The 22,826-nt window shown below is 54.3% G+C and carries 21 protein-coding genes and 4 pseudogenes; 12 read left to right on the top strand and 13 right to left on the bottom strand.

Annotated features, from left to right (window positions below):
• Window positions 1-62 precede the first annotated feature (62 nt).
• A complete protein-coding gene (tssB, locus tag BCA33_RS19225) occupies window positions 63-557 on the bottom strand; it encodes a type VI secretion system contractile sheath small subunit (RefSeq protein ID WP_071268361.1) in 495 nt (164 codons plus the stop codon).
• Between the two features lie 305 nt (window positions 558-862).
• Here tssB and BCA33_RS19230 point away from each other — a divergent pair, with 305 nt between their 5' ends.
• Window positions 863-1,123, top strand: coding sequence for an acyl-CoA-binding protein (locus BCA33_RS19230; protein WP_071268363.1), 261 nt, complete (start codon window positions 863-865; stop codon window positions 1,121-1,123).
• A 65-nt stretch (window positions 1,124-1,188) separates the two neighbouring features.
• On the opposite strand, the gene BCA33_RS19235 is transcribed toward BCA33_RS19230, so the two are convergent.
• Window positions 1,189-1,647 (bottom strand): hypothetical protein, encoded by a 459-nt coding sequence (locus tag BCA33_RS19235; protein ID WP_254774640.1) that lies wholly within the window; start codon window positions 1,645-1,647, stop codon window positions 1,189-1,191.
• A 208-nt stretch (window positions 1,648-1,855) separates the two neighbouring features.
• Between BCA33_RS19235 and greB the strand changes: the two are divergent.
• Window positions 1,856-2,328: pseudogene (gene greB / locus BCA33_RS19240) on the top strand (transcription elongation factor GreB).
• Between the two features lie 292 nt (window positions 2,329-2,620).
• Entirely contained in the window at window positions 2,621-2,902 is a 282-nt protein-coding gene (locus BCA33_RS19245) for a hypothetical protein (RefSeq protein ID WP_071268365.1), read from the top strand.
• Here BCA33_RS19245 and BCA33_RS19250 read toward each other — a convergent pair.
• The 7 genes from BCA33_RS19250 to ftsY all read right to left on the bottom strand — a co-directional run bounded on the left by BCA33_RS19250 (window position 2,899) and on the right by ftsY (window position 9,206).
• Window positions 2,899-4,386 (bottom strand): HAMP domain-containing sensor histidine kinase, encoded by a 1,488-nt coding sequence (locus BCA33_RS19250; RefSeq protein ID WP_071268367.1) that lies wholly within the window; start codon window positions 4,384-4,386, stop codon window positions 2,899-2,901. The two genes, BCA33_RS19245 and BCA33_RS19250, sit on opposite strands and share 4 nt — an antisense overlap.
• Entirely contained in the window at window positions 4,373-5,053 is a 681-nt protein-coding gene (locus tag BCA33_RS19255) for a response regulator transcription factor (protein WP_071268369.1), read from the bottom strand. The genes BCA33_RS19250 and BCA33_RS19255 overlap by 14 nt, the downstream gene beginning before the upstream one ends.
• 174 nt (window positions 5,054-5,227) lie before the next feature.
• Complete coding sequence (gene rpoH / locus BCA33_RS19260) at window positions 5,228-6,088, bottom strand: RNA polymerase sigma factor RpoH (RefSeq protein WP_071268371.1); 861 nt, start codon at window positions 6,086-6,088, stop codon at window positions 5,228-5,230.
• A gap of 196 nt (window positions 6,089-6,284) precedes the next feature.
• Window positions 6,285-6,935, bottom strand: a complete 651-nt coding sequence (ftsX, locus tag BCA33_RS22460) for a permease-like cell division protein FtsX (protein ID WP_254774641.1) — start codon at window positions 6,933-6,935, stop codon at window positions 6,285-6,287.
• Complete coding sequence (locus BCA33_RS22465; RefSeq protein ID WP_254774642.1) at window positions 6,914-7,300, bottom strand: hypothetical protein; 387 nt, start codon at window positions 7,298-7,300, stop codon at window positions 6,914-6,916. Before BCA33_RS22465 ends, ftsX begins: the two co-directional genes overlap by 22 nt.
• Complete coding sequence (gene ftsE / locus BCA33_RS19270; protein ID WP_071268373.1) at window positions 7,290-7,979, bottom strand: cell division ATP-binding protein FtsE; 690 nt, start codon at window positions 7,977-7,979, stop codon at window positions 7,290-7,292. Before ftsE ends, BCA33_RS22465 begins: the two co-directional genes overlap by 11 nt.
• Window positions 7,980-8,006: 27 nt before the next feature.
• A complete protein-coding gene (gene ftsY, locus BCA33_RS19275) occupies window positions 8,007-9,206 on the bottom strand; it encodes a signal recognition particle-docking protein FtsY (RefSeq protein ID WP_071268378.1) in 1,200 nt (399 codons plus the stop codon).
• A 159-nt stretch (window positions 9,207-9,365) separates the two neighbouring features.
• Between ftsY and rsmD the strand changes: the two genes are divergently transcribed.
• Entirely contained in the window at window positions 9,366-10,025 is a 660-nt protein-coding gene (gene rsmD, locus BCA33_RS19280) for a 16S rRNA (guanine(966)-N(2))-methyltransferase RsmD (RefSeq protein ID WP_083394834.1), read from the top strand.
• Here the strand turns inward: rsmD and BCA33_RS19285 are convergent.
• Entirely contained in the window at window positions 10,001-11,179 is a 1,179-nt protein-coding gene (locus tag BCA33_RS19285; protein ID WP_071268380.1) for a fatty acid desaturase, read from the bottom strand. The genes rsmD and BCA33_RS19285 overlap by 25 nt on opposite strands.
• A gap of 160 nt (window positions 11,180-11,339) precedes the next feature.
• Here BCA33_RS19285 and mutM point away from each other — a divergent pair, with 160 nt between their 5' ends.
• From mutM to BCA33_RS19320, 7 genes and pseudogenes are all read left to right on the top strand, one after another.
• Window positions 11,340-12,152, top strand: a complete 813-nt coding sequence (mutM, locus tag BCA33_RS19290; protein WP_071268383.1) for a bifunctional DNA-formamidopyrimidine glycosylase/DNA-(apurinic or apyrimidinic site) lyase — start codon at window positions 11,340-11,342, stop codon at window positions 12,150-12,152.
• Between the two features lie 212 nt (window positions 12,153-12,364).
• The gene (locus BCA33_RS19295) at window positions 12,365-12,697 is read left to right on the top strand and encodes a hypothetical protein (RefSeq protein WP_071268385.1); all 333 of its coding nucleotides are present in this window, start codon (window positions 12,365-12,367) and stop codon (window positions 12,695-12,697) included.
• A gap of 118 nt (window positions 12,698-12,815) precedes the next feature.
• Window positions 12,816-13,504 (top strand): annotated as a pseudogene (gene yrfG, locus BCA33_RS19300) (GMP/IMP nucleotidase).
• 41 nt (window positions 13,505-13,545) lie between these two features.
• Window positions 13,546-13,953: a ribosome-associated heat shock protein Hsp15 gene (gene hslR / locus BCA33_RS19305; protein ID WP_071268387.1), complete on the top strand. Its 408-nt coding sequence runs from the start codon at window positions 13,546-13,548 to the stop codon at window positions 13,951-13,953.
• 68 nt (window positions 13,954-14,021) lie between these two features.
• Window positions 14,022-14,875, top strand: a pseudogene (gene hslO, locus BCA33_RS19310) (Hsp33 family molecular chaperone HslO).
• Window positions 14,876-15,049: 174 nt separating this feature from the next.
• Window positions 15,050-16,581: pseudogene (locus tag BCA33_RS19315) on the top strand (phosphoenolpyruvate carboxykinase).
• Window positions 16,582-16,811: 230 nt separating this feature from the next.
• Window positions 16,812-17,909 carry a histone deacetylase gene (locus tag BCA33_RS19320; RefSeq protein ID WP_071268388.1) on the top strand — a complete coding sequence of 366 codons (1,098 nt, stop codon included), beginning with the start codon at window positions 16,812-16,814 and terminating at the stop codon, window positions 17,907-17,909.
• A gap of 6 nt (window positions 17,910-17,915) precedes the next feature.
• Here the strand turns inward: BCA33_RS19320 and BCA33_RS19325 are convergent, their stop codons facing one another.
• Complete coding sequence (locus tag BCA33_RS19325) at window positions 17,916-19,979, bottom strand: TRAP transporter large permease subunit (protein ID WP_071268389.1); 2,064 nt, start codon at window positions 19,977-19,979, stop codon at window positions 17,916-17,918.
• A 27-nt stretch (window positions 19,980-20,006) separates the two neighbouring features.
• Complete coding sequence (locus BCA33_RS19330; protein WP_139173068.1) at window positions 20,007-20,954, bottom strand: hypothetical protein; 948 nt, start codon at window positions 20,952-20,954, stop codon at window positions 20,007-20,009.
• Between the two features lie 394 nt (window positions 20,955-21,348).
• On the opposite strand from BCA33_RS19330, the gene BCA33_RS19335 reads away from it, so the two are divergent.
• The gene (locus BCA33_RS19335; RefSeq protein WP_071268393.1) at window positions 21,349-21,627 is read left to right on the top strand and encodes an HU family DNA-binding protein; all 279 of its coding nucleotides are present in this window, start codon (window positions 21,349-21,351) and stop codon (window positions 21,625-21,627) included.
• Between the two features lie 75 nt (window positions 21,628-21,702).
• On the opposite strand, the gene BCA33_RS19340 is transcribed toward BCA33_RS19335, so the two are convergent.
• Complete coding sequence (locus BCA33_RS19340; protein ID WP_071268397.1) at window positions 21,703-22,746, bottom strand: putative solute-binding protein; 1,044 nt, start codon at window positions 22,744-22,746, stop codon at window positions 21,703-21,705.
• Between the last annotated feature and the right edge of the window lie 80 nt (window positions 22,747-22,826).

A 22,826-nucleotide genomic window follows, 5' to 3' on the forward strand; every position in this document is an offset into this window, starting at 1 on the left:
ACATCCCTTCAGTACGTGATTGATATTGGGTGTTGTGCTCCGCGCTCAGGCGGCAGCGTCTATTACTCGCCGTCTGTAGCCAATTCCAGCTCAGACAACAGGGTTTCCCGGGCTTCGTCATTATCCAGCAGTTCCTGCAGCTTGGATCGAAACGAAGGTACATTACCCAGAGGGCCTTTTAAGGCAACAAGAGCTTCCCGCAATTCGATAAGCTTCTTCATCTCGGGAACCTGACGGGCAATACTGTCAGGTGAGAAATCATCCAGAGTATGGAATTCGAGGTTGACCGGCAATTCTTCGGCCTGCTCTTCCAACTGGTTGGATACGGTGGTGGAAAGCGTAAGGCCTGATTCCTTCATGACAGAACGAAAGTTGTTCTTGTCGATGGAAATAGCCTTGCGGTCTTCGATGGGGGTTTCTTCGGCGTGTCCCTTGAAATCACCAACCACGAACATTTTCAGCGGCAGCTCAGTTTCAGCTTGCTGATCTCCGGTGGCGGGGACATATTTGATATTGATGCGCTCTTTCGGCGCGACAGAACCGTCTTTAGACGACATGGCTTGCTCCCTATGCAAATCATTTGCAGTTGTTCAATCCCTGGTACATACCTTCCTGGTACGCAGCAGAAAAACTGTACACAGATAGACCAGACTTCTCAAGCAAAAATTGGCCAGAAAAGTATCAAAATGTGCGCGCGGGCAAGCTTTTGCCAAAGTATCTGTACCCTCGTGTGCGCTTGTGACCTACTGGCCACAGCAGCCGGAAATTTGGTCAATGACGGCAGGCCGCACCGTGGATATACTCCTGAAACCCATAGTTAAAGCGTAAAAGTACTCTCACAACAACCAAGGAGGAAATTGATATGAGCGATTTGAAAGCCAGTTTCGATGAGGCGGTAAGCTATATTCAAAATGCGGAAGGGGACTTCAAGCCCTCCAACGAGATGAAGCTGGAGTTTTACGCCCTATACAAGCAGGGGACCGAAGGCGATGTGTCGGGCAAGCGACCGGGCATGATGGACTTTGTTGGCCGCGCCAAGTATGACGCCTGGGAAAAGTGCAAAGGCATGTCAAAAGACGACGCCATGCAGAAGTACATCGACAAACTCGAAGCACTAAAGTAAGCAGCCCTGCTTTTCGATCCCGGCAGGAATTATGCCGGGATCGCATCCCTGACTCAGAGCAACTGTCAACGACCCGTCATATTCACATTGAGTGTATCGTAGGTACGGTTTTCCGGCGGGCGGATCACATAATTGTTGCTGTGTGTCTGCCCGGGAATGGATTTTGGCGTACTAAAACGAAACTGTACGGGTATTTCTGAGCGCCCCAGATCGGTACGACTGTCGCGAGGCTGCAGTGCAAGAGGATCCAGATAGAAGTCATCGTTCCCCGCCGGCTGAACCGGAACTCCCTGTGCCGGCGCAGCTAAACCACCTTCAATCACCGTATCTGACAGGGCATCTTCCGCAATAGAGCGGAACGAGATGGTTTCCAGCGTTGACCGCTGTTCCAGTGCAAACGCCGGGCTTTCGCCAGGATTAGTCTGAGCGCTCGCAGAGCCTGCTACTATAAGCAGGACAGCCACAGGGGTAAGCCCAAGACGTATCAATTCAGACGATCTGGCAATACGATGCAAGACACTCATGGCTTCCTTCCTAGTCTGAGACACGCCTTCTCTTAAAGGTGTCAATTTTTGATCAGTCTATCGCCAAACTGGCCGCGTTTCTCGGTTGATTGACTGTTTTGTGACAACTTTCACTGGTGCGCATAATCAAATTGTTACATGCGGGCTCTGATCTTTGAACTCGCGCAGGTTTTGACAGCTCACCCGCTTTGAAAAAACAGGAGCAGCCTTGAAAACTCCACTTATTACCAGGCAGGGCTACGATGACCTGCAGAAAGAACACGATGAGCTCTGGAGATTTGAACGCCCGGAGGTCACAAAAAAAGTTACATGGGCCGCCAGTCTTGGTGATCGCAGTGAGAACGCTGATTATCAGTACAACAAAAAGCGGCTTCGGGAGATCGATCGCCGGGTGCGCTATTTAAGGCGCTGCCTTGACAGTCTCAAAGTGGTTGAGCATCACCCTGAGCAGGAAGGGAAGGTATTTTTCGGCGCCTGGGTAGAAGTCGAGAACGACGAAGAGACGACTCTAAAATTCAGAGTTGTGGGCTACGATGAGATATTCAATCGCAACGATTACATTTCCATCGATTCTCCAATGGCTCGGGCATTGCTGAGAAAAGAAGTGGGCGACGAAGCCAGGTGAGAACCGCGGCAGGGACAACCACTTGGTATATCAATGCCATTGAGTACAACAAGTAGAGCGTTGCCCCAAAACACTCCACTCTGGCACTTTTTTTGAGCATAAAAAAACCCCGCAAAACGGGGTAAGGCTAGCGCTGTGCTGGAGGAAGAAGCAAGCGGCTATTAATGCCTGCCTCTAACTACAATGCCTATTCTCCACACCCGGCATTACCAAGCCCTTTCTGACGAATTACCTTTTGGTCAGGGTAGGCTCCAAAGCCCTCCGGAAATTAGGTTGTACACTCTAAGGAAGGCCGTTAGCGTTCACGTATTGAACCTTATATCCGCTTCCAGCTATGGAGATAACATAATGAACACACAGAAGCTTCTGAACATGGCTCTTGAAGGCGTAGACGCCTTGGGTTATCGCCTCGATCAGATGGGCATTACCGGAAAGGTTAACCGTCACAATATCGCAGCGTTCCTGATGGCAGAGCAGAAGCACCTTGAGGGTGAGTGGGACAGTATTCAGGTTCGCTTGAACCTTCGCCGCTCGCAGTTTGAGCGCATTACCCAGCAGGTTGAAACCCGAACAGACGCCCTGATCGGGCCGGTTATGTCACAGGTAAACCGGTTCCGCCCGAGCCACTAAGGCTCAGGTACGGCCGGCTTTCGTGGCGCAGATGCGTCATCGCTGGCCGATTCTTGGGCCTGTTCTGCCTGGGCAGCTCTGATACGTTTACGTACTCGGGTGAGAGCCGGCATGCACACAGCCACGGTTAAGCCTGGCGGCTGCTCCCCTTCGTAGGTATCGCTAAGTATAATCCGCCCCTTATGAATCTCCGCTACGGCACTCACCAGGCTGAGCCCTAACCCGTTACCGGGGAGGGAGCGGCTTTTTCCAACCCGGTAGAAACGCTGGAACACCTGATCTTTCTCATCGTCGGGGATCCCGATACCGCTGTCTTTTACTTCAAACACAGCGTCGTCGCCCTCTTTCCGGACGGCTACACCAATCGTGCCATGCTCGGGCGTATATTTAATGGCGTTATCAATCAGGTTGCTGATCATCTGAAAGAGTAAATCCCGATCCCCTTCAATAACCACTCCAGCCTCAAGAGACTGTTCAAACGTCTGATCTTTATCCTCCGACAGTGCCTCATAAAGCTCACACGCGTCGGACACCAGTTCATCCAGAGCTACCCGCTTCATGTCAGAGGAGTTGCCCTTGGTCTCGAGGCGCGCAATGCGCAAGAGAGCATTAAAAGTCGCGAGCAGCTGGTCCGCTTCTGCCACGGCCCGGCCCGCCTGCTCACGGGCTTCGTCGTTGTCGACGGACATCAATGTGTTTTCCAGCTGGTTCCGTAATCGCGTCAGGGGTGTTCGCAGGTCATGGGCGATGCTGTCAGACACATGTCGAATGCCTTCCATCAGATACACAATTCGATCAAGCATTTGATTCAGATTTTCTGCGAGCTGATCAAAGTCATCTTCTGTCCCGCGAGTGGGTATACGAAGGGAGAGGTGCCCGTTCATGATTCGTCGGGAGGTGTTATTGATAATTTCTATACGGCGGGTTGTACTTCGGCTCATCAAAAAACCGCCAAGCAGTGCCAGCGCAAGGGTGATCCCCATGCCCCAGTTGATTGCCGTTTCAATAACCCGCTTTAGGCTCGTGAGTTCGTCCACATCCCGGCCAACAAGCAATCTCAAACCGCCCTGAACTTCGAAAATGCGGGCACGAGCTAAACGCTCTGGCCCTGCCCAGCCCACTGCCGAGCTAAGCGTGAAGTTGACCCAACCGCTCTCTGATCGGCCACCTTCGGGCCAGGTTTCTATATTGCCTGCCAGCTTAAGGAAATCTTCAGTGGTGAGCAGGTAAATCGTTTTGGCATTAGGATCGCGGGCGACCCGCTCACGAATAATCGTGATCAGGCCATTTACTCCACGCCCCCGGTATTGCTCCGCGAGCCCAGCAATTTCCGCTTCAATGGTTTCGTCGGTCTGAGCGGTCATGAAGCCCGCTGTACGCCAGTAAATAAAGGCCAGTAAGAGAAATACCGAGGTGGCAAACACCACCATGTACAGCAGGGCAAGCTGGAAGGACGAGGTCCTGAGCTGGCTAAGCAGTTTCACGCAACATGTACCCTGCACCCCGTATGGTTTGCAGTAGGGGTGTCTCGAATTCCTTATCTATTTTTGCCCGTAGGCGGCTGATGTGCACGTCAATTACGTTGGTCTGCGGATCAAAATGATAGTCCCAGACTTTTTCCAGCAACATGGTTCGGGTAACCACTTGGCCCGCGTTACGCATCAGATATTCCAACAACCGGAACTCTCTGGGCTGAACATCAATATTCTGACCGGAACGCTTCACCGTTCGGGCTAGCAGATCCATTTCCAGATCCGCGACCCGCAACACGGTTTCGGTTTCTGCAGACTGACGATTCCGCCGCACCAACGATTCAATCCGGGCGAGAAGCTCAGTGAAGGAGAAGGGTTTGGTGAGGTAATCGTCGCCGCCGCCTCGCAGGCCTTCAACGCGATCATCAACATCACCCAGCGCACTCAAAATCAGAACCGGTACTTGATTGCCTGTAGCGCGAACCGTTTTGATGATAGACAGCCCGTCCATGCCCGGAAGCATGCGATCGACAATCATGATGTCGTAATCTTCACTGGCAGCCATCATCATGCCATCCTTGCCGTCTGCAGCATGGTCGACCACGAAGTCCGATTCTTTCAGACCTTTTACAAGATAGTTTGCTACGTCCTGATCATCTTCGATTACCAGTGCTTTCACCAGATCCCCTCCCAATAGCAGATTACATTCACAACAGAGTACGAATAACTCGGTGCACCGGCCAGTTACGATCCTGTAAGAGGGTGTCGCAAACGGCGACGGTCAGCCACAAACAAAAACGCCACCTACCTAATCGGTGGTGGCGTTTTCAAGGCTTTCCAGTGCAGGGCCGGATTAAGCAGCTTCAACCATCTGCAACCGAATCTTCTTCATCGCATTTTTTTCCAGCTGGCGAATACGCTCAGCAGAAATACCATACTTGTCGGCTAGCTGGTGAAGGGTTGCCTTGCTTTCAGACAGCCAGCGCTCACGCAGAATATCCTGGCTGCGCTCATCAAGCATGCCCATAGCCTGCATCAGACGGCCATTGGAGTCTTCCGTCCAGTTGGCGTTTTCAAGCTGAACAGCTGGATCGTTGCGATGATCTTCCAGATAATACGCCGGTGCCTTGTAGGCGTTGTCGTCATCATCGTCCATCGGGCCATCAAAGGCCGTGTCATGAGAGGAAAGGCGGCCTTCCATTTCTCGTACAGCCCGAGGTTCTACGCCCAAATCCTCTGCCACCGCATGCAGCTCTTCATGGCTCAGCCACGCCAGCTTTTTCTTCTGGCTGCGCAAATTAAAGAACAGTTTGCGCTGAGACTTGGTCGTTGCCACTTTCACAATGCGCCAGTTGCGCAAAATAAACTCGTGAATCTCAGCCTTGATCCAGTGCACAGCAAAGGAAACCAGCCGAACACCGTATTCTGGGTTAAAGCGCTTCACAGCCTTCATCAGGCCGACGTTGCCTTCCTGAATCAAATCAGCCTGCGCCAGGCCATAGCCTGAATAGCTGCGGGCAATATGAATAACAAATCGCAGGTGAGACAACACCAACTGACGGGCTGCGTCTACGTTTTCTTCGTAGTGAAGGCGCTCGGCTAGTTCTCGCTCCTCATCCACGGTCAACACCGGAATGCGGCTCGCGGCCTGAATATAAGCCTCAAGATTTGCGCCCGGAACCAGTTTTTCAATGAGCTGTAAACTCGTACTCATGCTTTAACCTCCGAACTTGGCAGTCGCATAATATAACGGATAAACGTTAGACTGCCAAGAACCTGTAAAGTTCCCAAAACTCCCCAATAAAACGTTTTAAATCAACAAAATGGGGAGTTCGCCCTGACTTTTCCTTATACGTAAGAAGCTAACCCGGAACAAGCTTTAGTTCAATACGGTATTACCGTGATCCGGTTCATCCGCCGCCAGCAATTTCTCCCGGCTCGATATCGTCCAGGTGGCGCTTTACCGCAACCCAAGCGCCCAGCCAGCCTAGCAGCATCGCAACAATAATCAATGCAAAGGCACCATCAATGCTGAGGCCATCAAGCGAAAAATCGCTGTGGTACAGCCTGGCAAGGCGCTCAACCGGCCCACTCAGCCACCATAGGGAAAGCTGTAGCAGTATCCAGGCAACAACCCCGCCCCCAAAGCCAAACCAGGCCCCCGTGTACAGAAACGGCCGGCGCACAAAGCCGTCGGTACCACCGACCAGTTTGGCAACCAAAATCTCATCACGACGACTCTCAATCGACAACCTTACGGTATTGCCAATAACCAGCACCACGGCCACGGCCAGCAATATCGCAAGCGCCCACACAGCTCGCGCAAGCAAGTCTGTCATGGCATTGAGGCGCTGCAGCCAGCCCAGATCTATCTGAACCCGCTCTACGCTCTCCATGCCTTCAATATACGTAACCAGCCCCGCCACACCCTCTGCTGAGCGGGCATTTTCCTCTGGAGTGATCAATAGCGTGTGGGGCAAAGGATTTTCTTCTAGATAATCCAGCGCATCGGCCAACCCTGAAGAAGCCCGGAACTCTCTCAATGCCTGATCACGGTCCACCAACTCCAGCTCTGTGACTCGGCTATCCGCCTGATTTCGCGGGCCAACTCCTGAGTTTGATCGAGACTTGCGCTCAATTTCATATAGGCCGTCACGCGGGCGCTGCTCTCCCAGCCGGCACTCACACCCTGAAGGCTGGTTAACAGCAACAGTAACGCAACGGGCAACGCCAGGGCGACGCCCATCACGGCCCAGGTCATCAGGCTTGCAATGGGCGTTCGCCACATGCGACCGACGCTATCGCGGGCGATCTTCCGGTGGTTTTTAACATAGGATTCGGCCTGCTCGCGCCAGGGCGACCGGGCAACTTTTGCCCCACGAGATGGGTCTGGCTTACGGGGCTTGGATGAAGGGTCAGCGGCCACTCACACCTCCCTGAAACGGCTTGCCACCGGTAATCAAATTGCCGTGATCCAAAGTTAGCGTGCGCCGATCCATTTCATTGATCAGGGCAAGGTCGTGGCTGGCAATCAACACGGTGACGCCCACCTGGCTGAACTGGCCAAACAGATTCATGATGTCTGCCGACAGCTTAGGGTCCAGGTTGCCGGTAGGCTCATCCGCTAGCAGCAGGGGCGGCTTATTCACCACAGCCCGGGCAATGCCTACGCGCTGTTGCTCACCGCCGGAAAGCTGCATGGGGTTCATTTTTTCTTTGCTGAGCAGGCCAACCTTGTCCAGAGCGGCACGTACTCGTCGGCCCACATCCCGGGGAGAGGACCCGATCACTTCCAGCGGCATGGCAACGTTATCAAATACAGTGCGATCAAAAAGCAATTGGTGATTCTGGAACACCACGCCGATATGCCGGCGAATATATGGAATCTGCCGCCTCGCCAGGCTATTGAGCACTTGGCCGCCAACAACAACCTCGCCGGCACTGGGCCGTTCCATAACCATGATCAGCTTCAACAGGGTACTTTTACCCGCACCTGAATGCCCGGTGAGAAACGCCAACTCGCCGCGATCCAGATGGAAGTTCACCTGGCGCAGCGCGGTATGGTCACTGTCATACCGCTTGGTAACCTGACGGAATTCGATCATGGTGGGCTACTGCTCCACAGGGCTGGGTTATTCAGCAAACAAGGCATCCACAAAGGTTTCGGCATCAAAGCTACGCAGGTCATCAACCTGCTCACCAACACCGATAAAGCGGATGGGAAGCTGCAACTGGCGCGCAATGGCGAACACGATACCGCCTTTGGCTGTGCCGTCCAGTTTCGTTAACGTAATACCACTTACGCCTACCGCTTTCTGAAACACCTGAGCCTGGCTCAGGGCGTTCTGGCCTGTGCCGGCATCCAACACAAGCATCACTTCGTGGGGAGCCGTATCGTCCAGCTTCTTCATGACCCGAACCACTTTTTCCAGCTCGCCCATCAAGTTATCTTTGTTCTGTAGCCGGCCTGCCGTATCAGCAATCACCACATCCACACCGCGGGATTTACCCGACTGGATCGCGTCAAAAATTACCGAAGCACTGTCTGCACCTGTGTGCTGGGCCACCACCGGAACATTATTGCGATCGCCCCAGACCTGCAACTGCTCCACCGCTGCAGCACGGAATGTGTCGCCTGCCGCCAGCATTACAGACTTGCCTTCGCTCTGGAATTTCTTGGTGAGCTTGCCGATGGTGGTTGTTTTGCCCACGCCATTTACGCCCACCATCAAGATCACGTAGGGCTTTGCTCCTGAATCAACGACCAGAGGCTTGGTGACATCTTTTAGCAGGCCATGCAGCTCGTTACGCAGCGCCTTGCGCAGAGCTTCGCCATCTTTAAGCTGATTACGCTGGAGCTTGTCGGTAAGGGATTCAATAATTTCCGACGTAGCCGTTACGCCCACATCTGCCATGAGCAATGTAGTTTCGATTTCCTCCAGCAAGTCCTCGTCAATTTTCTTACCGACCGAGAATAAATCCGCCATGCCGCCCGTCAAGCTTGCGCGGGTCTTACCCAGGCCCTGCTTGATACGCTCAAAAACACTGACTTCAGTTTCCGGCTCGGGCTCGGGCTCGGGCCCAGGAACTTTTTCTGGCACCGGCGTAGCTGCTGGCTCAGGAGCTGCGGGAGCCTTCACTTCCTCAGCTACGGGCTCAGGAGCTGCTTCCTTCTGAACCGGAACTTCGGGCTCGGGGCCTTGTACAGCCTCCGGTTTGCGCTGAGGCACAGGTTTCGGTCGCGGCACACGGCGGCGGTTGCTGGCAATATCCAGAACAAACACAAGAACAAGAAGGGCCAAGAGGCCGACTGAAATCCACTCTGCCATCATAAAGTCATACCGTCAGTCTGATTGGGCGGGACAAATTAAAGCGCGTATTCTAGCAGACTGTCCCCGGGAAGTGAGGATCACGTGGATTATCATGCAAGCCAGGTTTCCGCTAAGATACGCCACGCACAGCGAACCCTATCCGCTTCTGGAGCCAGTCACATGACGCACAGAAAACTCTCAGGCCCGCGCCTTTCCAACAAGCTGCTCAAGGGAGCTGCCAGGAGCCCTGGCAAAAGCCTGCGAACGTCAGGCGAGCTGCGGATTATTGGTGGCAACTGGCGTAGCCGAAAGCTCCGCTTCCCAGATGCCGGCGGCGTGCGCCCAACTCCCGCCCGTACACGGGAGACTCTGTTTAACTGGCTTTCATTTCACTTGGCGGGGAACGATTGTCTTGATCTGTTTTCCGGCTCTGGCGCCTTGGGCCTGGAAGCCCTTTCCAGGGGTGCAGCCCATGCCACGCTTGTCGATAACAACGCAGCTTTGGCAACCGCCTTGCGAGACAATTTGCGCCTGCTTGGCTGCGAATCCGGCACCGTGGTGTGCACAGGTGTAGACGCCTATCTCAGCCAGCGAACACGGCAACCATTCGATATTGTTTTTATGGACCCGCCGTTTCGGCAAGGGTGGCTAGCCACCCTTTTCCCGCTGCTGGACGCTCAAGGCTGGGTAAAACCCGGCGGCTGGGTCTATGTGGAGCATGAGAACGAAACGGCACCACCTGCGGCGCCAGTCAACTGGCAGCTACACCGCCAGAAAACCGCCGGACAGGTTACCTACAGCCTATACCGAGTGGCTCACGCAGCAGGGCGCAGTGAGTAAGCTCGCAAATGAGCCGAAAACTCTTCCAGATACCTGATGCCACTGGCTTCCGCCTCTTTGCACCACTCCATTAAAGCTTGCAGTTTTTCTTGGGGCTTAAGGCCACGCTGACGCCAAAGAGCCTGCAGCTCATGGCTTTTATCATAAATCTGGCGCAAAACAGCGTTGCTCTCCAACACCGACTCCAACGTCTCTTTTTCACGCGGCTTTATCAGCGTCACTTCCTGCGACAAAAGCTGCTTGAGCTTGCGATACCGGGGCCGGATCTCATCATTCATCAGGCTCTTTTGCTGGCGCAAAACCGGCTCAGTCACCCGCTTGCGGTATTGGCGCATAATATCAAAACGGTTGTTGGCAATGGCCTGCACAGTTTCCACATCCATATCCAGCTTACCCGGAACATAGTGGGCAATTGGCCGATAGCCTTTAGGCTTGGCAAGACCAAACAACTGGAACAGGCGAATATAACCCCAACCAACATCCACTTCGTACCAACGGCGCGAGAGTTTGGATGAGTTTGGGTAGGTGTGATGGTTGTTGTGCAGCTCCTCACCACCAATCAAAAGCCCTAGAGGAGAAATATTGCGGGCATTGTCAGCGCACTCAAAGTTGCGGTAGCCCATCCAGTGGCCAACGCCGTTCACCACGCCAGCCGCCCAGAAAGGTATCCAGGCCATCTGCACAGCCCAAATCCAGATGCCATGGACACCAAAGAGTGCGAGGTTGATGACCGCCATCAGCATAATGCCTAACATCCTGTAGCGGCTGTAAACCTTGCGCTCCACCCAGTCTTCAGGAGTGCGCTGGCCGTAGCGCTCAAGATTCTCAGGCGTAGCCGCTGAGGCGTATAGTTCCGCGCCCTCAAACAGCACTTTCTTTATGCCCAGCACCACAGGGCTGTGAGGATCCTCTGCGGTTTCACACTTGGCGTGATGCTTACGATGGATCGCGGTCCATTCTTTGGTATTCTGCGCGGTAGTCAGCCACAACCAGAAGCGAAAAAAGTGCTTCAGCACAGGGTGCAGATCCAGTGAGTTGTGAGCCGAATGGCGATGCAGATAGAGCGTTACACTGATAATGGTGATGTGGGTCATACCCAATGTAACCAGAATGAGCTGCATCACCGACAGGTCAAGAAGACCGTTAAACCACATAGTTATTCCTCAAATCAAAATCCAGGGCGACCGCAAAATCGCCAGCAACCATACTTTAGCGTACAGGTGTTAGCCAAAACAACAGACTTTGGAAGCAAATTTGTTACGGTTCACACTTACCGAACAGCCCGCCCCATAAACCGACCCGGAGACCGCTTGCGTGCCCGAACTACCTGAGGTTGAAACAACACGACGCGGTATAGCGCCCTACTGCGAAGGGCAGACCGTCTCCCAAGTAACGGTGCGCAATGGCAGCTTGCGCTGGCCAGTGCCTGAGGATTTGGCTGAGCAAATGGAAGGCCAGGTTATTCGATCCGTGGATCGCCGCGCGAAATACCTGTTCCTGAACCTCGATCACGGCACAGCCATTGTTCACTTGGGCATGTCAGGTAGCCTTCGCGTAATCACTGACAGCACGCCGGAACAAAAACACGACCACATAGATCTTGTACTGCATTCCGGCGTTATTCTGCGCTTTAACGACCCTCGCAGATTTGGCTGCTGGCTCTGGTCTGGCTCTGCAGCGACTCACCCGCTGATTGCCAATCTGGGCCCAGAGCCGCTGTCGCCGGAGTTTAACGGCCGAATGCTGTTTCAGCTATCCCGGGGTAAAAACACCCCGGTGAAATCCTTCATCATGGACAGCCATGTGGTTGTCGGCGTGGGCAACATATACGCCAACGAAGCCCTGTTCAAAGCCGGCATTCATCCCCGGCGCAAGGCCGGGCGCACCAGCTTCGACCGCTACCAACGCCTTGTAGAGGCTATTCGTGAAACCCTGAGCGCCGCCATATTAATGGGTGGCACTACCCTGCGAGATTTTGTGAACAGCGATGGTAAACCCGGCTATTTCGCTCAATCTCTCCTGGTGTACGGCCGATCCGGCAAGCCTTGCCCGGAGTGCGAGGCTCCGCTGAAAGAAATTCGCATGAGCGGCCGGTCTACGGTGTACTGCAGCCGATGCCAGCGATAGCCGCACGCTGCGTACCACAGAAAAAAGCACTGAGAAGCCGGGATATACACAACTTGCAACGAAAATTCGTTTGAAAATACGTAAATATGATTCATAGTTAACAGAGGATTAATACCCGTGAGTTACAATAAGGTTCGATCTTCCCGACACGAACCCGGCACTGTTGCGTATAACCCGGTGCCAACGGGCCCCAAAAGTTCAGGAGACAGATAATGACCCGCAAGATCTCACACACTCTGATGGCCACTGTGGCGGCCTGCCTACTGGCATTTTCATCCGTAGGCCACGCACGCGCCATTGATGAAAGCCCGTCTGCACTGGCTATGGCGGGTGATGCGGTGTTCGTTCGCCCGGTTCTGCTGGCGACCACCATTGTGGGAAGCGCCGTGTATTTGGTGTCTCTGCCGTTTTCTCTCCTCGGCGGCAACGCTGCAGAAGCGGGGGAAACCCTAGTTGTCGGCCCAGCAAAAGCAACCTTTGTGCGCTGTTTGGGCTGCACCAAGTCAGGCCGAAAGCCCGAGACTGTTGAGCAATCCGGCAAGTAACATGGAAAGCAATCCCGGATTGCAGCCCCCTCCGGTGCAACACATCCGTAATATCCCGGCTTGCCTCGGGCCGGCAACTGCGGCAGCCTGACGAAAATTCTTCAGGCTGTTTTTATTTATGATCAACTGGACGTCCCTCGAAACCGTGTTCCTGGACATGGACGGAACACTGCTTGATCTGCACTTCGACAACCACTTCTGGCTGGAACACCTGCCCCGGCGCTATGCCGAGCAATACGGCCTGGCCCTGATGAAGCCAGGGATAAACTGATCAGTATGATCATGGCCGAACGAGGCACTCTCAACTGGTATTGCACCGACTACTGGAGTGACCGGCTGGCCATGGACATCACCAGCCTGAAATCAGAGGTCGGCGACCGCATCGCCTACCGACCTCACGTGGCCGACTTTCTTCAAGCGCTCAAACAAACTGGCCTACGGTCCGTCATTGTTACCAACTGCCACCCAGACCCCTTGGAACTAAAGCTGAAAAAAACGGGGCTAGACAGCTTTGTGGACAGCATTGTTTCCAGCCATCAGCTGGGCAAGCCCAAGGAAGACACCGCTTTCTGGAAGGATCTGCACCAACTGGCCCCGTACAAGGCGGCTTCTACGTTAATGGTAGATGACAGCTTTCCGGTACTGGAAAGCGCTAGATCTGCTGGTATTGCGCAGTGCTTGGGTATACTCAGCCCTGACAGTAAGCAGACCGCCCGGCAAACACACTCCGAGATACCGTGCATCCATCATTTTGACGAAATTCTGACCGCCATTCACCAACAAAGGCCCCTGCCATCTGCTGGCTGAGGGCGTTATAATCTGGGCACACGCCCACCAGGTGAGGAGACATGGCGGCATCCACGTCGGACAATCAACGGGTAAGGCTCGACAAGTGGCTCTGGGCTGCGCGCTTTTATAAAACACGCTCTCTGGCCAAAGAAGCGGTTGAAGGTGGCAAAGTCCATTACAACAGCCAGCGCTGTAAACCTGGCCGGCTGGTTGAGCCAGGCGCCATACTTACCCTGCGCTTTGGTTGGCAGGAACAAATTGTGGTTGTAGACGAGATAAGCGAGCGCCGGCGCGGTGCGCCGGAAGCTCAAAAGCTTTACCACGAAACCGAAGACAGCGTAAAAAAGCGTGAAGATCTCTCCTGGCAGCGTAAAACCATGCAGGCCGCGCAGTTGCCGCCAGCCAGGCGACCTTCCAAAAAAGATCGCCGCGATATCCAACGATTCCGTGATCACAACGGCATCTGAGCCAAACCGCTAGGCCATTTGCCGTCGTCACCCACCGACTTAAGCACCCAGTTTTCAGGAGAACCGACATGGCATCCCGCGACCAGTTCCAACGTTTTATATTTGAGCATAGCCAGGTGCGCGGAGCCTGGGTACAGCTCAACGAGAGCTTTCAGGAAATCGGCAGCCAGGCCCCCTACCCTGAATCCATTCGCGGCCTACTTGGTGAAGCACTTGTGGCCAGCATAGTAATGAGCAGCAGCCTGAAATTTGAGGGCACCTTGTCAATTCAGGCACAGGGGGACGGCCCTTTACGAACGCTAATGGCGGAATGCAGCCATGATCGAAAAATTCGTGGCCTGGCAAGATTCGATGAACACGCTGTAAGCGAAGAGAGCTTCAATAATCTGCTGGGCGATGGCCGCATGGCCATTACTATCACGCCCAACCAAGGCAACCGCTATCAGGCGTTGTTCCCAGAGAACGCGACAGCCTCGCCGGGTGCATTGAAGAGTATTTCGAGCGTTCAGAACAGATTCCCACCAGCCTGTTTCTGTTTTCTGATGAAAACGGAGCCGCAGGCCTGATGCTTCAGCGCATGCCCGGAGCAACAGAGCAGGACGACGAACTTTGGGAGCGGGTAAATCACTTGGCCCAGACGGTGAAGCCCAGCGAATTGCTAGAACTAGAGAGTGAAACCCTGCTCCACCGCCTGTTTCACGAAGAAACTGTGCGCCTGTTTGACGCCGAAGAAGTGGCATTTCAATGCAGTTGCTCTGCGGAAAGAACCTTGGGCGCGCTGGAAAGCATTGGCAAGGACGAGTGCTACAGCATATTGGAGGAACAGGGCGCCATTGAGATGGACTGCCAGTTCTGCCACGCGCACTATCGCTTCGATAGGAATGATATTGATCACCTTTTCGCTGGCCATACGCTACACTAGAAAAACTAATGGATTCGCCCGGAGGCCAGCAATCACGCGGCTCCGGGCGCAGTCGTTTTTTATCGGCGCCTCTGGCATAATAGCGCGCCTGAACTGACCCGATTGTTCAGTTTTCCGTCAATTTTCGGGGGACGGCCTGAGCAATCACGAAGACATCCCGAGGGCGAGGTCGAAGTGAGCAACACTTATACTGATCTGAGTACAGCACAGCTGGTCGAGCAGGCACTGGCGCGTAACGAAGGCCAATTGGCTTCCAACGGTTCCCTGGTCGTAAAAACCGGTGAGCGTACCGGCCGATCCCCCATGGATCGCTATATCGTCGAAGAGCCAAGCACCTCTGACGACATCCACTGGGCCCCATCAACCGACCAATCGATGGCGATAAATTTGACGCCCTTTGGGATCGTGTAGAAGCCTACATTGCGGAAAAGGACAGCTTTGTTTCGCTGGTTCACGTCGGTTCCGACCCCGAACATTATTTGCCGGTAAAAATGACCACCGAGACCGCCTGGCAAAACCTGTTTGGTCGCAACCTGTTTATTCGCCCGGAAAACTACAACCAGGCTGACAAACAAGAATGGCAAATCCTGAACGCCGCCAATTTTGAGTGTGTACCAGAGCGCGATGGCACCCACAGTGATGGCTGCGTCATTATCAACTTTGCCCGCCGCAAAGTGCTTCTGGCCGGCATGCGTTACGCCGGCGAGATGAAAAAAGCCATGTTCTCCGTGCAAAACTTCCTGCTGCCGGAAAAAGACGTGCTGCCGATGCACTGCTCAGCCAACGTTGGTGAAGATGGCGAAACCTGCCTGTTCTTCGGCCTCTCGGGCACCGGCAAAACCACCCTCTCAGCCGACCCCCACCGATTCCTGATTGGTGACGACGAGCACGGCTGGGGCCCAGGCACTGTTTTCAACATCGAAGGCGGCTGCTACGCCAAATGCATCGACTTGAGCAAGAAAAACGAGCCGATCATTTGGGACGCTATTCGTTTTGGCGCTATTGTTGAAAACGTAACCATAGATCCGGAAACCCGCGAGCCAGATTACAACGACGTTTCCCTTACCGAGAACTCCCGTTGTGCCTACCCGCTTGAGCACGTGGAAAAACGTGTGCTCGAAAACCGTGCTGGCGAGCCTTCCCACGTTGTATTTCTGACCTGCGACATGACCGGCGTACTGCCCCCCGTATCCATCCTAAGCCGTGAAGGCGCTGCCTATCACTTCTTGAGCGGCTACACCGCGCTGGTTGGCTCCACGGAGATGGGTTCGTCGTCCAAGCTCAAGTCCACCTTCTCTACCTGCTTTGGTGCTCCGTTCTTCCCGCGCCCAGCAGGCGTTTACGCCGAATTGCTGATGAAGCGTATTGACGAATACGGCAGCAAGGTATTCCTGGTTAATACAGGTTGGACCGGCGGCGCCTATGGTGAAGGCACCCGTTTCAGCATCCCGACGACCCGCGCCATTATTAGCGGGATTCAGAACGGCGATCTGGATGATGTTGAAATCGAGCACCTGCCTACCCTCAACGTAAGCGTTCCCAAGCAGGTACCGGGTGTTGATACCCGCCTGCTAAACCCGCGCAATACCTGGTCCAGCGCGGACGCCTACGACAAAAAAGCAGAAGAGCTGATTACGCAGTTCGTGGACAACTTCAAGAAATTTGATGTTTCCGATGCCATTGTAGCGGCCGGCCCAAAACTCTGAGCCTCTCCCTACTGTGAAAAAAGCGCCCTGCGACAAGCACGGCGCTTTTTTTGTGTCACATACAAAATTACCAAACACCCACCTGGAGCACTACCCAGGGCTTTTCAGAGCGTTGCCATGGTTCAGCAAATCGCTCGCAGCGGCTTTTAGGTCTATGCTTATCCAACAGCCGCGCACGCATCGCACCATGTAACACATGGTGCCGCAAGCCGGCGTTTGAGGGAGATAGCGTGGCTGATAATAGAGATGTGACCGTTTTTTACGATGAGCGGGTACTTGCTCATTACCCGGACACTAACGCCCAGTTCTTGCCAGGAAGGCTAGACAAGCGAGTTCGAGCCATCCTGTCAGGCCTGAATGTACAGTGGAAGTATCCGGAACATCCCGGAAGGTTGATAGCGATCATGGAGTTGCTGGCCCGGGAGCCTATTCCCGGCGTTCGGATAGCGCCCGGGAAAAAAGCAACCCGAGACCAGCTAGCGCGTGTTCACACCACGTCTTTTCTGGATCATATTTTTGCTTTGCGCAGCCAAAGCGCTTGGCTGGACGTGGATACAACAGCCGTTTCGCCAGGTAGCGTTGAGGCAGCTGAAGTTGCCGCCGGCACGGCCATCGCTGCAGTTGAGGCGGTTATAAAAGGCGACAGCCAGAGCGCATTTGCTGTTGTCCGCCCACCGGGGCACCACGCTGAGCCGACTCGCGCGCGGGGTTTTTGCCTGTTCAATAATGTGGCTGTAGCGGCCGCCCATGCTCAGGCTGAGTTGGGGTGTGAGCGGGTACTAATTATTGACTGGGATGCTCATCACGGCAACGGCACTCAAGATATCTTTTGGGCAGATCCGGATGTGCTGTTTTTCGATATGCACAGGGCATCACCCTTTTATCCCGGCAGTGGCGCGTTAGCAGACGTAGGGGCCGGGCTGGGAGAAGGCACAGTTGTTAACGTACCTATGGCAGGTGGTGCAGGCGATGCGGCGTATCTAAAAGCTATGCGAGAAATATTGATGCCTGCCGCTGACTTCTTCAAACCCGACTTGATTCTGGTTTCTGCAGGCTTTGACGCGCACTCGTTTGATTTGGCTCTCAATGTGACTTACGAGGGCTTTGCTTCGATGACGGGCATTCTCCAGCAGATGGCTGATAAACACTGCAATGGCCGCCTGGCCATGGTTCTCGAGGGTGGCTACAACACAGAATCCTTGTCCAAGAGCGTACACGCTGTGCTGAGCGTGTTAGCGGGCGCTGAGCCGCCAGAACCAAAAGTGTGTGGAATAGAGGAAGTCGATGCTGCCATCGACTTCCATAAGGATGCGTTCAAGCTAGAGTGATGCCAATCAGGCATAGAACAGCAGTGGTACAAACGCCACCAGCACCAGGGAAATGCCCATGGCAATCAGTGGCATGATGATTCGCTCGTGGCGCTCATAGAAGGTGCCCGTTTCCTGTTGGGCGGCCAGGACCTCGGCTTCACCCACCACTTGTCGTGTTAGCAGGTGGTTCAAAGCAACCGGTGGGCTCAGGTAGCCCAATTCAAAAGCCACCAGGGTCACCATCCAAAAATGAATAGGATGAATGCCGCTGGAATAGGCAATCGTCGCAACGGTCGCGGTAACAAGGATGACGGCACCGAAGGCATCCATAATCATCCCGAGAATGACCAGAATCACAACCATCAACGCCATAGCAGACCAGGCACTGTCGAACGCCTGAGGAAAAGCCTGCATGATCTGAGAGCGCTCGATCACGCCCCCAATGCTCACCGACAGGCCCAACAACAATAGCAGCGCGCCAATTTCGGCGGTGGTATCGTTGGTAGCCCCACGCACACTGCGCTCCAGACCTTGGTGGTTGGCCTCACCAGAGGCACGCCCCTTCTTGTTCTTAAAACTTAAGTGCTCGTACAGCAGAATAGCCATCATTATGACCGGCAACAGGCGCGGCGCCGAAAACTCATCCATCCGCACATCCAACGCAAAGCGGTAGAGCAGAACAACACTCACAATCACCAATACATATGGAACCAGCGACCGGAAAGCTTTAAGCGTCGCCGGCAAGGCTTCGGCAACCGGCGCCAGATTAAACTTGCTCTGACGGTTTACCGTGAGCGCAACCGTGGTGAACATGGCGGCCGTCAACACAAACACCCAAATGCCCCAGCCGAACAAATCGTCTGTTGTCACTTCCCGGTTAAGATAGGCGATAATGACAACCAGCAGGCAGGGCCGCAACACCACACCCAGAGATCCCGACATCGCGGTAGCTGCAAGCGCCAATTGCCGGCGCGCACCGGCTGCACGCAATTCACTGTAAATAACCGCACCGGCTGCAATAACAAAAATACCTGAGGCACCGGTATAGGCAGTAGGAACTGCGGCTACAAGCACGGCAACCACCGCCAGCAATTCCGGGGGCATATGCCAGGGCCGGAACAGGTCGAACACCAGTGTGGCAAGGCGGGTTTGTTTCAGCATCATGCCCACCCAAACGTACAGCCCCACATTCAAAAACATGTCCGCCAGTTCCATCATCTTGCCCAGATAGATGCCAATGCCCGAGGCATGTCCAATCAGCGCGAAGTAGGTTCCGGAAATCAAACACATCACGGTATACAACGGCACCGCAAGAAACGCTTTGTTCAGCTGTCCACCTTGGGCTAAGCCCGGTGGCACACGAACCAGACGGTAAAGGCTCGCCAGCGTGAGACACGCAAACCCTGTAACCCAGAAATTGTGGAGCAACAGGTCTTCGGAAGAAATTGTGGTTTCTGCGCCCATGCTGGACTGTCGGAAAATCAGGCTGGAACCCAACAGCATAGCGTTGGCAATGGTCTGAAGCGTGAGAGAAACCGTGTAATCCAGGCGGGTTTCCATGGCTCGCATGGCGATATGATGGCGGGTAAGGGTTGCTGTGATCGCACACAGCATAACCAACAACACCAGAATGTACCGCTGAGACTCGAGGCCAAGGGCAATCAGATCGGCAATAAACAGCTCTATTGCACGGTAGGCTTTAACGCCCGGGGTAAGCTTATCCCGCAGGCTGTCATAACTTTGGTACGCGGCTTTGCAATCGGCTACAGAGCGCTCGATTGCAAGCCGGACATCGGCAGGGTCTTTGGCTTGAGCGCCCAGCAGCGCGGCTATAGGATCGTCGTCAGCTGGCCCCTGAGCCAGCTCTTTTGCCACTGCGGCTTCAATATCCCGCTCGGCATTACAAGTTGGCGCAGCCGGATCCATACGGAGTTTGTAATAACCACTCCAAAGCTGCTCACCGCCTCGCAACATCTGGTTGTGAATGTCGCTGCTTGTGGAAAACAGAACCACTGACAGCAACAACAGACAGGCAGGCAGGGATGAAAACCACTCCAGGCCGCTACGACGAAAACCACCCTTGGACATAACTCTACACTCTGGAACGTAAAAGAATTACAGCAGACCATCCAGGTCCATGGTCTCAACTTCTTTCTGCTGGTCATCCCAGAAGGTACCAAGCTGGCCCAGTGGCGTGCGGTGGCCGGTATTCTCTACCCACAGGCGGTCGGAGATCGCGACGATCATATTGGTCGCCATGGCGTCCACAAAGGCCCAGTCTTCATTGGAAGGCTGCTCCTTGAGCGACTCTGCGTGCTGACGAACCACCGCCTTCACCATTGCCTTATCACCCTTGTTGGTGGCGGCAATTGCATGAAAAACATGGCTCAGGCGTACACCTGCCTCCTCCCCTTGGCGGTCCGTCATGGACAGCCGCTCAAAGGCATCCTCACCTTCGGGCAGCGCGCCGGGCATCATCGCCCATACCGTCGCTTTCAATGCCGTAGGAGCGCCCCACCACTTGTCATTTTCAAGGCAGCTTGAGGCGCGAGCGACAACAGCCCCTACGTTCTTGGGAACCCCAATGGACGAGGTTGACTGGATCTCTGCGTTAAGCGCCTGCAACCCTGAGAGCAGGCCAGCAAGGTAGATAAACTCGTCCATATCGTCATCAAAATCCGGGCACTCACCGGTACCGGGCTCACCGTAAAAAGTGTTGTGATGCTCCCAGGATTTCAAGTAACGCCGGGAAGCCAGAGCGTATGCTCGCTTCTGGCGGATCATGGCATCTTCAGCCGCGTTACCTTTTCTTTCGTACAGGGCGGCCAGGGCGGCCAGCTCGTGCTCACGGCCCTGTTCTTCGGCACAGCCGCCGGCTGAAAGATAGAGCATTACGGCCAGCTGATCCGGTTCGCTAGTCACTCTGCCGAAAGACATAAGCAGCGGGGCGGTGGCTTCACTCATGGCGCAACCCATGGCCAGATCCCCACTTTGCATCAAGTAGGGAATGGTGTGCTCGCGGGAAAACCCTTGCATGACATCACCGGTGGTCTTGTAGACCATGTGGTTGACCACACCACAACCAGACAGCAACGTACCAAGGGCCAGCGCAGTAAAAAAGCCCCTGAACCGAGCGACCGAATGCTTCAATCTTTGCCCGGCAGATGGCCAGCGAGAATGGCTCCTGACGAAAGTCTCTGTAAATGAAGTCCCGGTATGCATCATGATTTCTGAACCTTTTAAACGTTGTGCATTGTTATTATAAACGCGCCGTTAGCCGCGCATTATGGCCTACAGCGCTCGCGCTTTTTGAGACCGGCACCGCAAATGACGCCTGTGTACACAGTTTTCACCCGCTCAGGTTTGCACAAAGTACTGCAAACCGCTATAGATTCAGGTAACCGTAAGCCTGCTGGGTTGCGGTTACCCGATAAACAAAAACAACAAGGAGTACTCGATGCGCAAACCTGAACTCACGGCGGCTATCGCCGAACGCACTGGCCTCACCCAAGAAAAAGCCAGCGAAGTGATTACCGCTTTTACAGATCAGATCTCCGCTGCCGCTACTCGAGGAGAAGACACCACCCTTATCGGCTTCGGTACGTTCAATATTCGCGCCCGTGAAGCACGGGATGGCAGAAATCCTCAAACCGGAGCGTCTATCCGCATTCCCGCCAGCAAAACTGTTGGCTTCAAGGCCGGCAAAGCATTTAAAGACGCGTTCCGCTCAAGCTGATAACCATACCTACTGAACAAGGCTGAAAGACCCTCCCACTCCCAAAGGAGGGTCTCTTTCAATGCCAGCGGCTTATCAGGAAGCACACTCGGAGCGGGCAGCATCCACACGGCAGCGAATAGCCTTCATAAGTTTGATCGCCCGCTCGTCGTACACGCCGTCGTCGAGCAAAGACAGGCGCACTTTACGCAACATCTTGTCGTACTCAGCGGTAACTTCCTGCGGCAGAGTCATCCATATGCTTTCCGGCATCTCAGCTTCCGCATTGGCAATGATGTCGTAGGCTTCATCAAGGCGCTTGATGGCTTCATTGCGCACCATCGGGCCTGCCGACTCAGGGAAACGGTCGCTGTGAATGATGACCTGGAAGTTCATGTAAGCCAGTGCGTATTTCAGCACTCCGCCGTTTGGCTCAACCCCCTTGTACAACTCCAACGGCGTGTAAGCCACGGCCGGAGCATAGGCAAGATCCACACTGCCGTTATTGAACTTGCCGGCAAAGTTGGCGGAATTAGAGCCGACAACTGACGCGCCCACGTGGCGAACCATGCGGACAGACGCCTGGTCGAAATCCAGTGTTGCGATGCGCTTGCCCTGAAGCTTCTCAACAGAATTGATGGTGCGATCCCGGGTATGAAGATAAATAGCGCCAGCCGGAAACACACCGGCCACCTCATAAGGTCCATCTATCATCAGCGGCCGGGCATTAGGCTGGCTGAGAGTGTTGTAGAGCAGGCGCATTTCCTCTTCGCCAGGCACAGCGCCCATGGCTTCCAGGCTACCGGTGAACTTGTTGAACTCACGAGCGCGAGTGCCGGTAAGCAACACGGCATCGCACTGGCCAGCTTTAAAATCTTCAGCGGCAACTTTTTCGTCAGTGTAAGCACTCAAGTTAAGTTTGATGCCGTTTTTAAGCGCAACCGGCTGAAATGTTTTGGTGATTGCAAATAACGGTCCGTTAGCCCCTACTGGATCAAACACACAAAAGCTTCGCTCAATAACATCGTCGGCGGCTGCAGCGTTGTCGTTGGCCTGAGCAACACCCAGCGAAGGGAGAAAAAGACTGGCACACAAAGTGACCGCCAAGGCCACCCGCTGCGGGAAAATTGCTGATGTCACGGGATGACTCCTGAATCGTTATTATCTGGCGGCAGTCGTTGTCGCTTGGTCTGCCGGGCCACGTATTATTATTGTCGCCA

Origin of the sequence: Marinobacter sp. AC-23 (assembly GCF_001858325.1) — a bacterium.
Taxonomy (GTDB): Bacteria; Pseudomonadota; Gammaproteobacteria; order Pseudomonadales; family Oleiphilaceae; genus Marinobacter.

What these genes read in the sequence shown, in the direction of transcription:
- hslR (WP_071268387.1), top strand. Translation starts at nt 13,546, where the DNA reads ATGGCGGCATCCACGTCGGACAATCAACGGGTAAGGCTCGACAAGTGG.
- BCA33_RS19335 (WP_071268393.1), top strand. Translation starts at nt 21,349, where the DNA reads ATGCGCAAACCTGAACTCACGGCGGCTATCGCCGAACGCACTGGCCTC.
- BCA33_RS19230 (WP_071268363.1), top strand. Translation starts at nt 863, where the DNA reads ATGAGCGATTTGAAAGCCAGTTTCGATGAGGCGGTAAGCTATATTCAA.
- BCA33_RS19235 (WP_254774640.1), bottom strand. Translation starts at nt 1,647, where the DNA reads ATGAGTGTCTTGCATCGTATTGCCAGATCGTCTGAATTGATACGTCTT.
- tssB (WP_071268361.1), bottom strand. Translation starts at nt 557, where the DNA reads ATGTCGTCTAAAGACGGTTCTGTCGCGCCGAAAGAGCGCATCAATATC.
- BCA33_RS19325 (WP_071268389.1), bottom strand. Translation starts at nt 19,979, where the DNA reads ATGTCCAAGGGTGGTTTTCGTCGTAGCGGCCTGGAGTGGTTTTCATCC.
- rsmD (WP_083394834.1), top strand. Translation starts at nt 9,366, where the DNA reads ATGACGCACAGAAAACTCTCAGGCCCGCGCCTTTCCAACAAGCTGCTC.
- BCA33_RS19285 (WP_071268380.1), bottom strand. Translation starts at nt 11,179, where the DNA reads ATGTGGTTTAACGGTCTTCTTGACCTGTCGGTGATGCAGCTCATTCTG.
- BCA33_RS19245 (WP_071268365.1), top strand. Translation starts at nt 2,621, where the DNA reads ATGAACACACAGAAGCTTCTGAACATGGCTCTTGAAGGCGTAGACGCC.
- BCA33_RS19295 (WP_071268385.1), top strand. Translation starts at nt 12,365, where the DNA reads ATGACCCGCAAGATCTCACACACTCTGATGGCCACTGTGGCGGCCTGC.
- ftsE (WP_071268373.1), bottom strand. Translation starts at nt 7,979, where the DNA reads ATGATCGAATTCCGTCAGGTTACCAAGCGGTATGACAGTGACCATACC.
- ftsY (WP_071268378.1), bottom strand. Translation starts at nt 9,206, where the DNA reads ATGATGGCAGAGTGGATTTCAGTCGGCCTCTTGGCCCTTCTTGTTCTT.
- rpoH (WP_071268371.1), bottom strand. Translation starts at nt 6,088, where the DNA reads ATGAGTACGAGTTTACAGCTCATTGAAAAACTGGTTCCGGGCGCAAAT.
- BCA33_RS19330 (WP_139173068.1), bottom strand. Translation starts at nt 20,954, where the DNA reads ATGGTCTACAAGACCACCGGTGATGTCATGCAAGGGTTTTCCCGCGAG.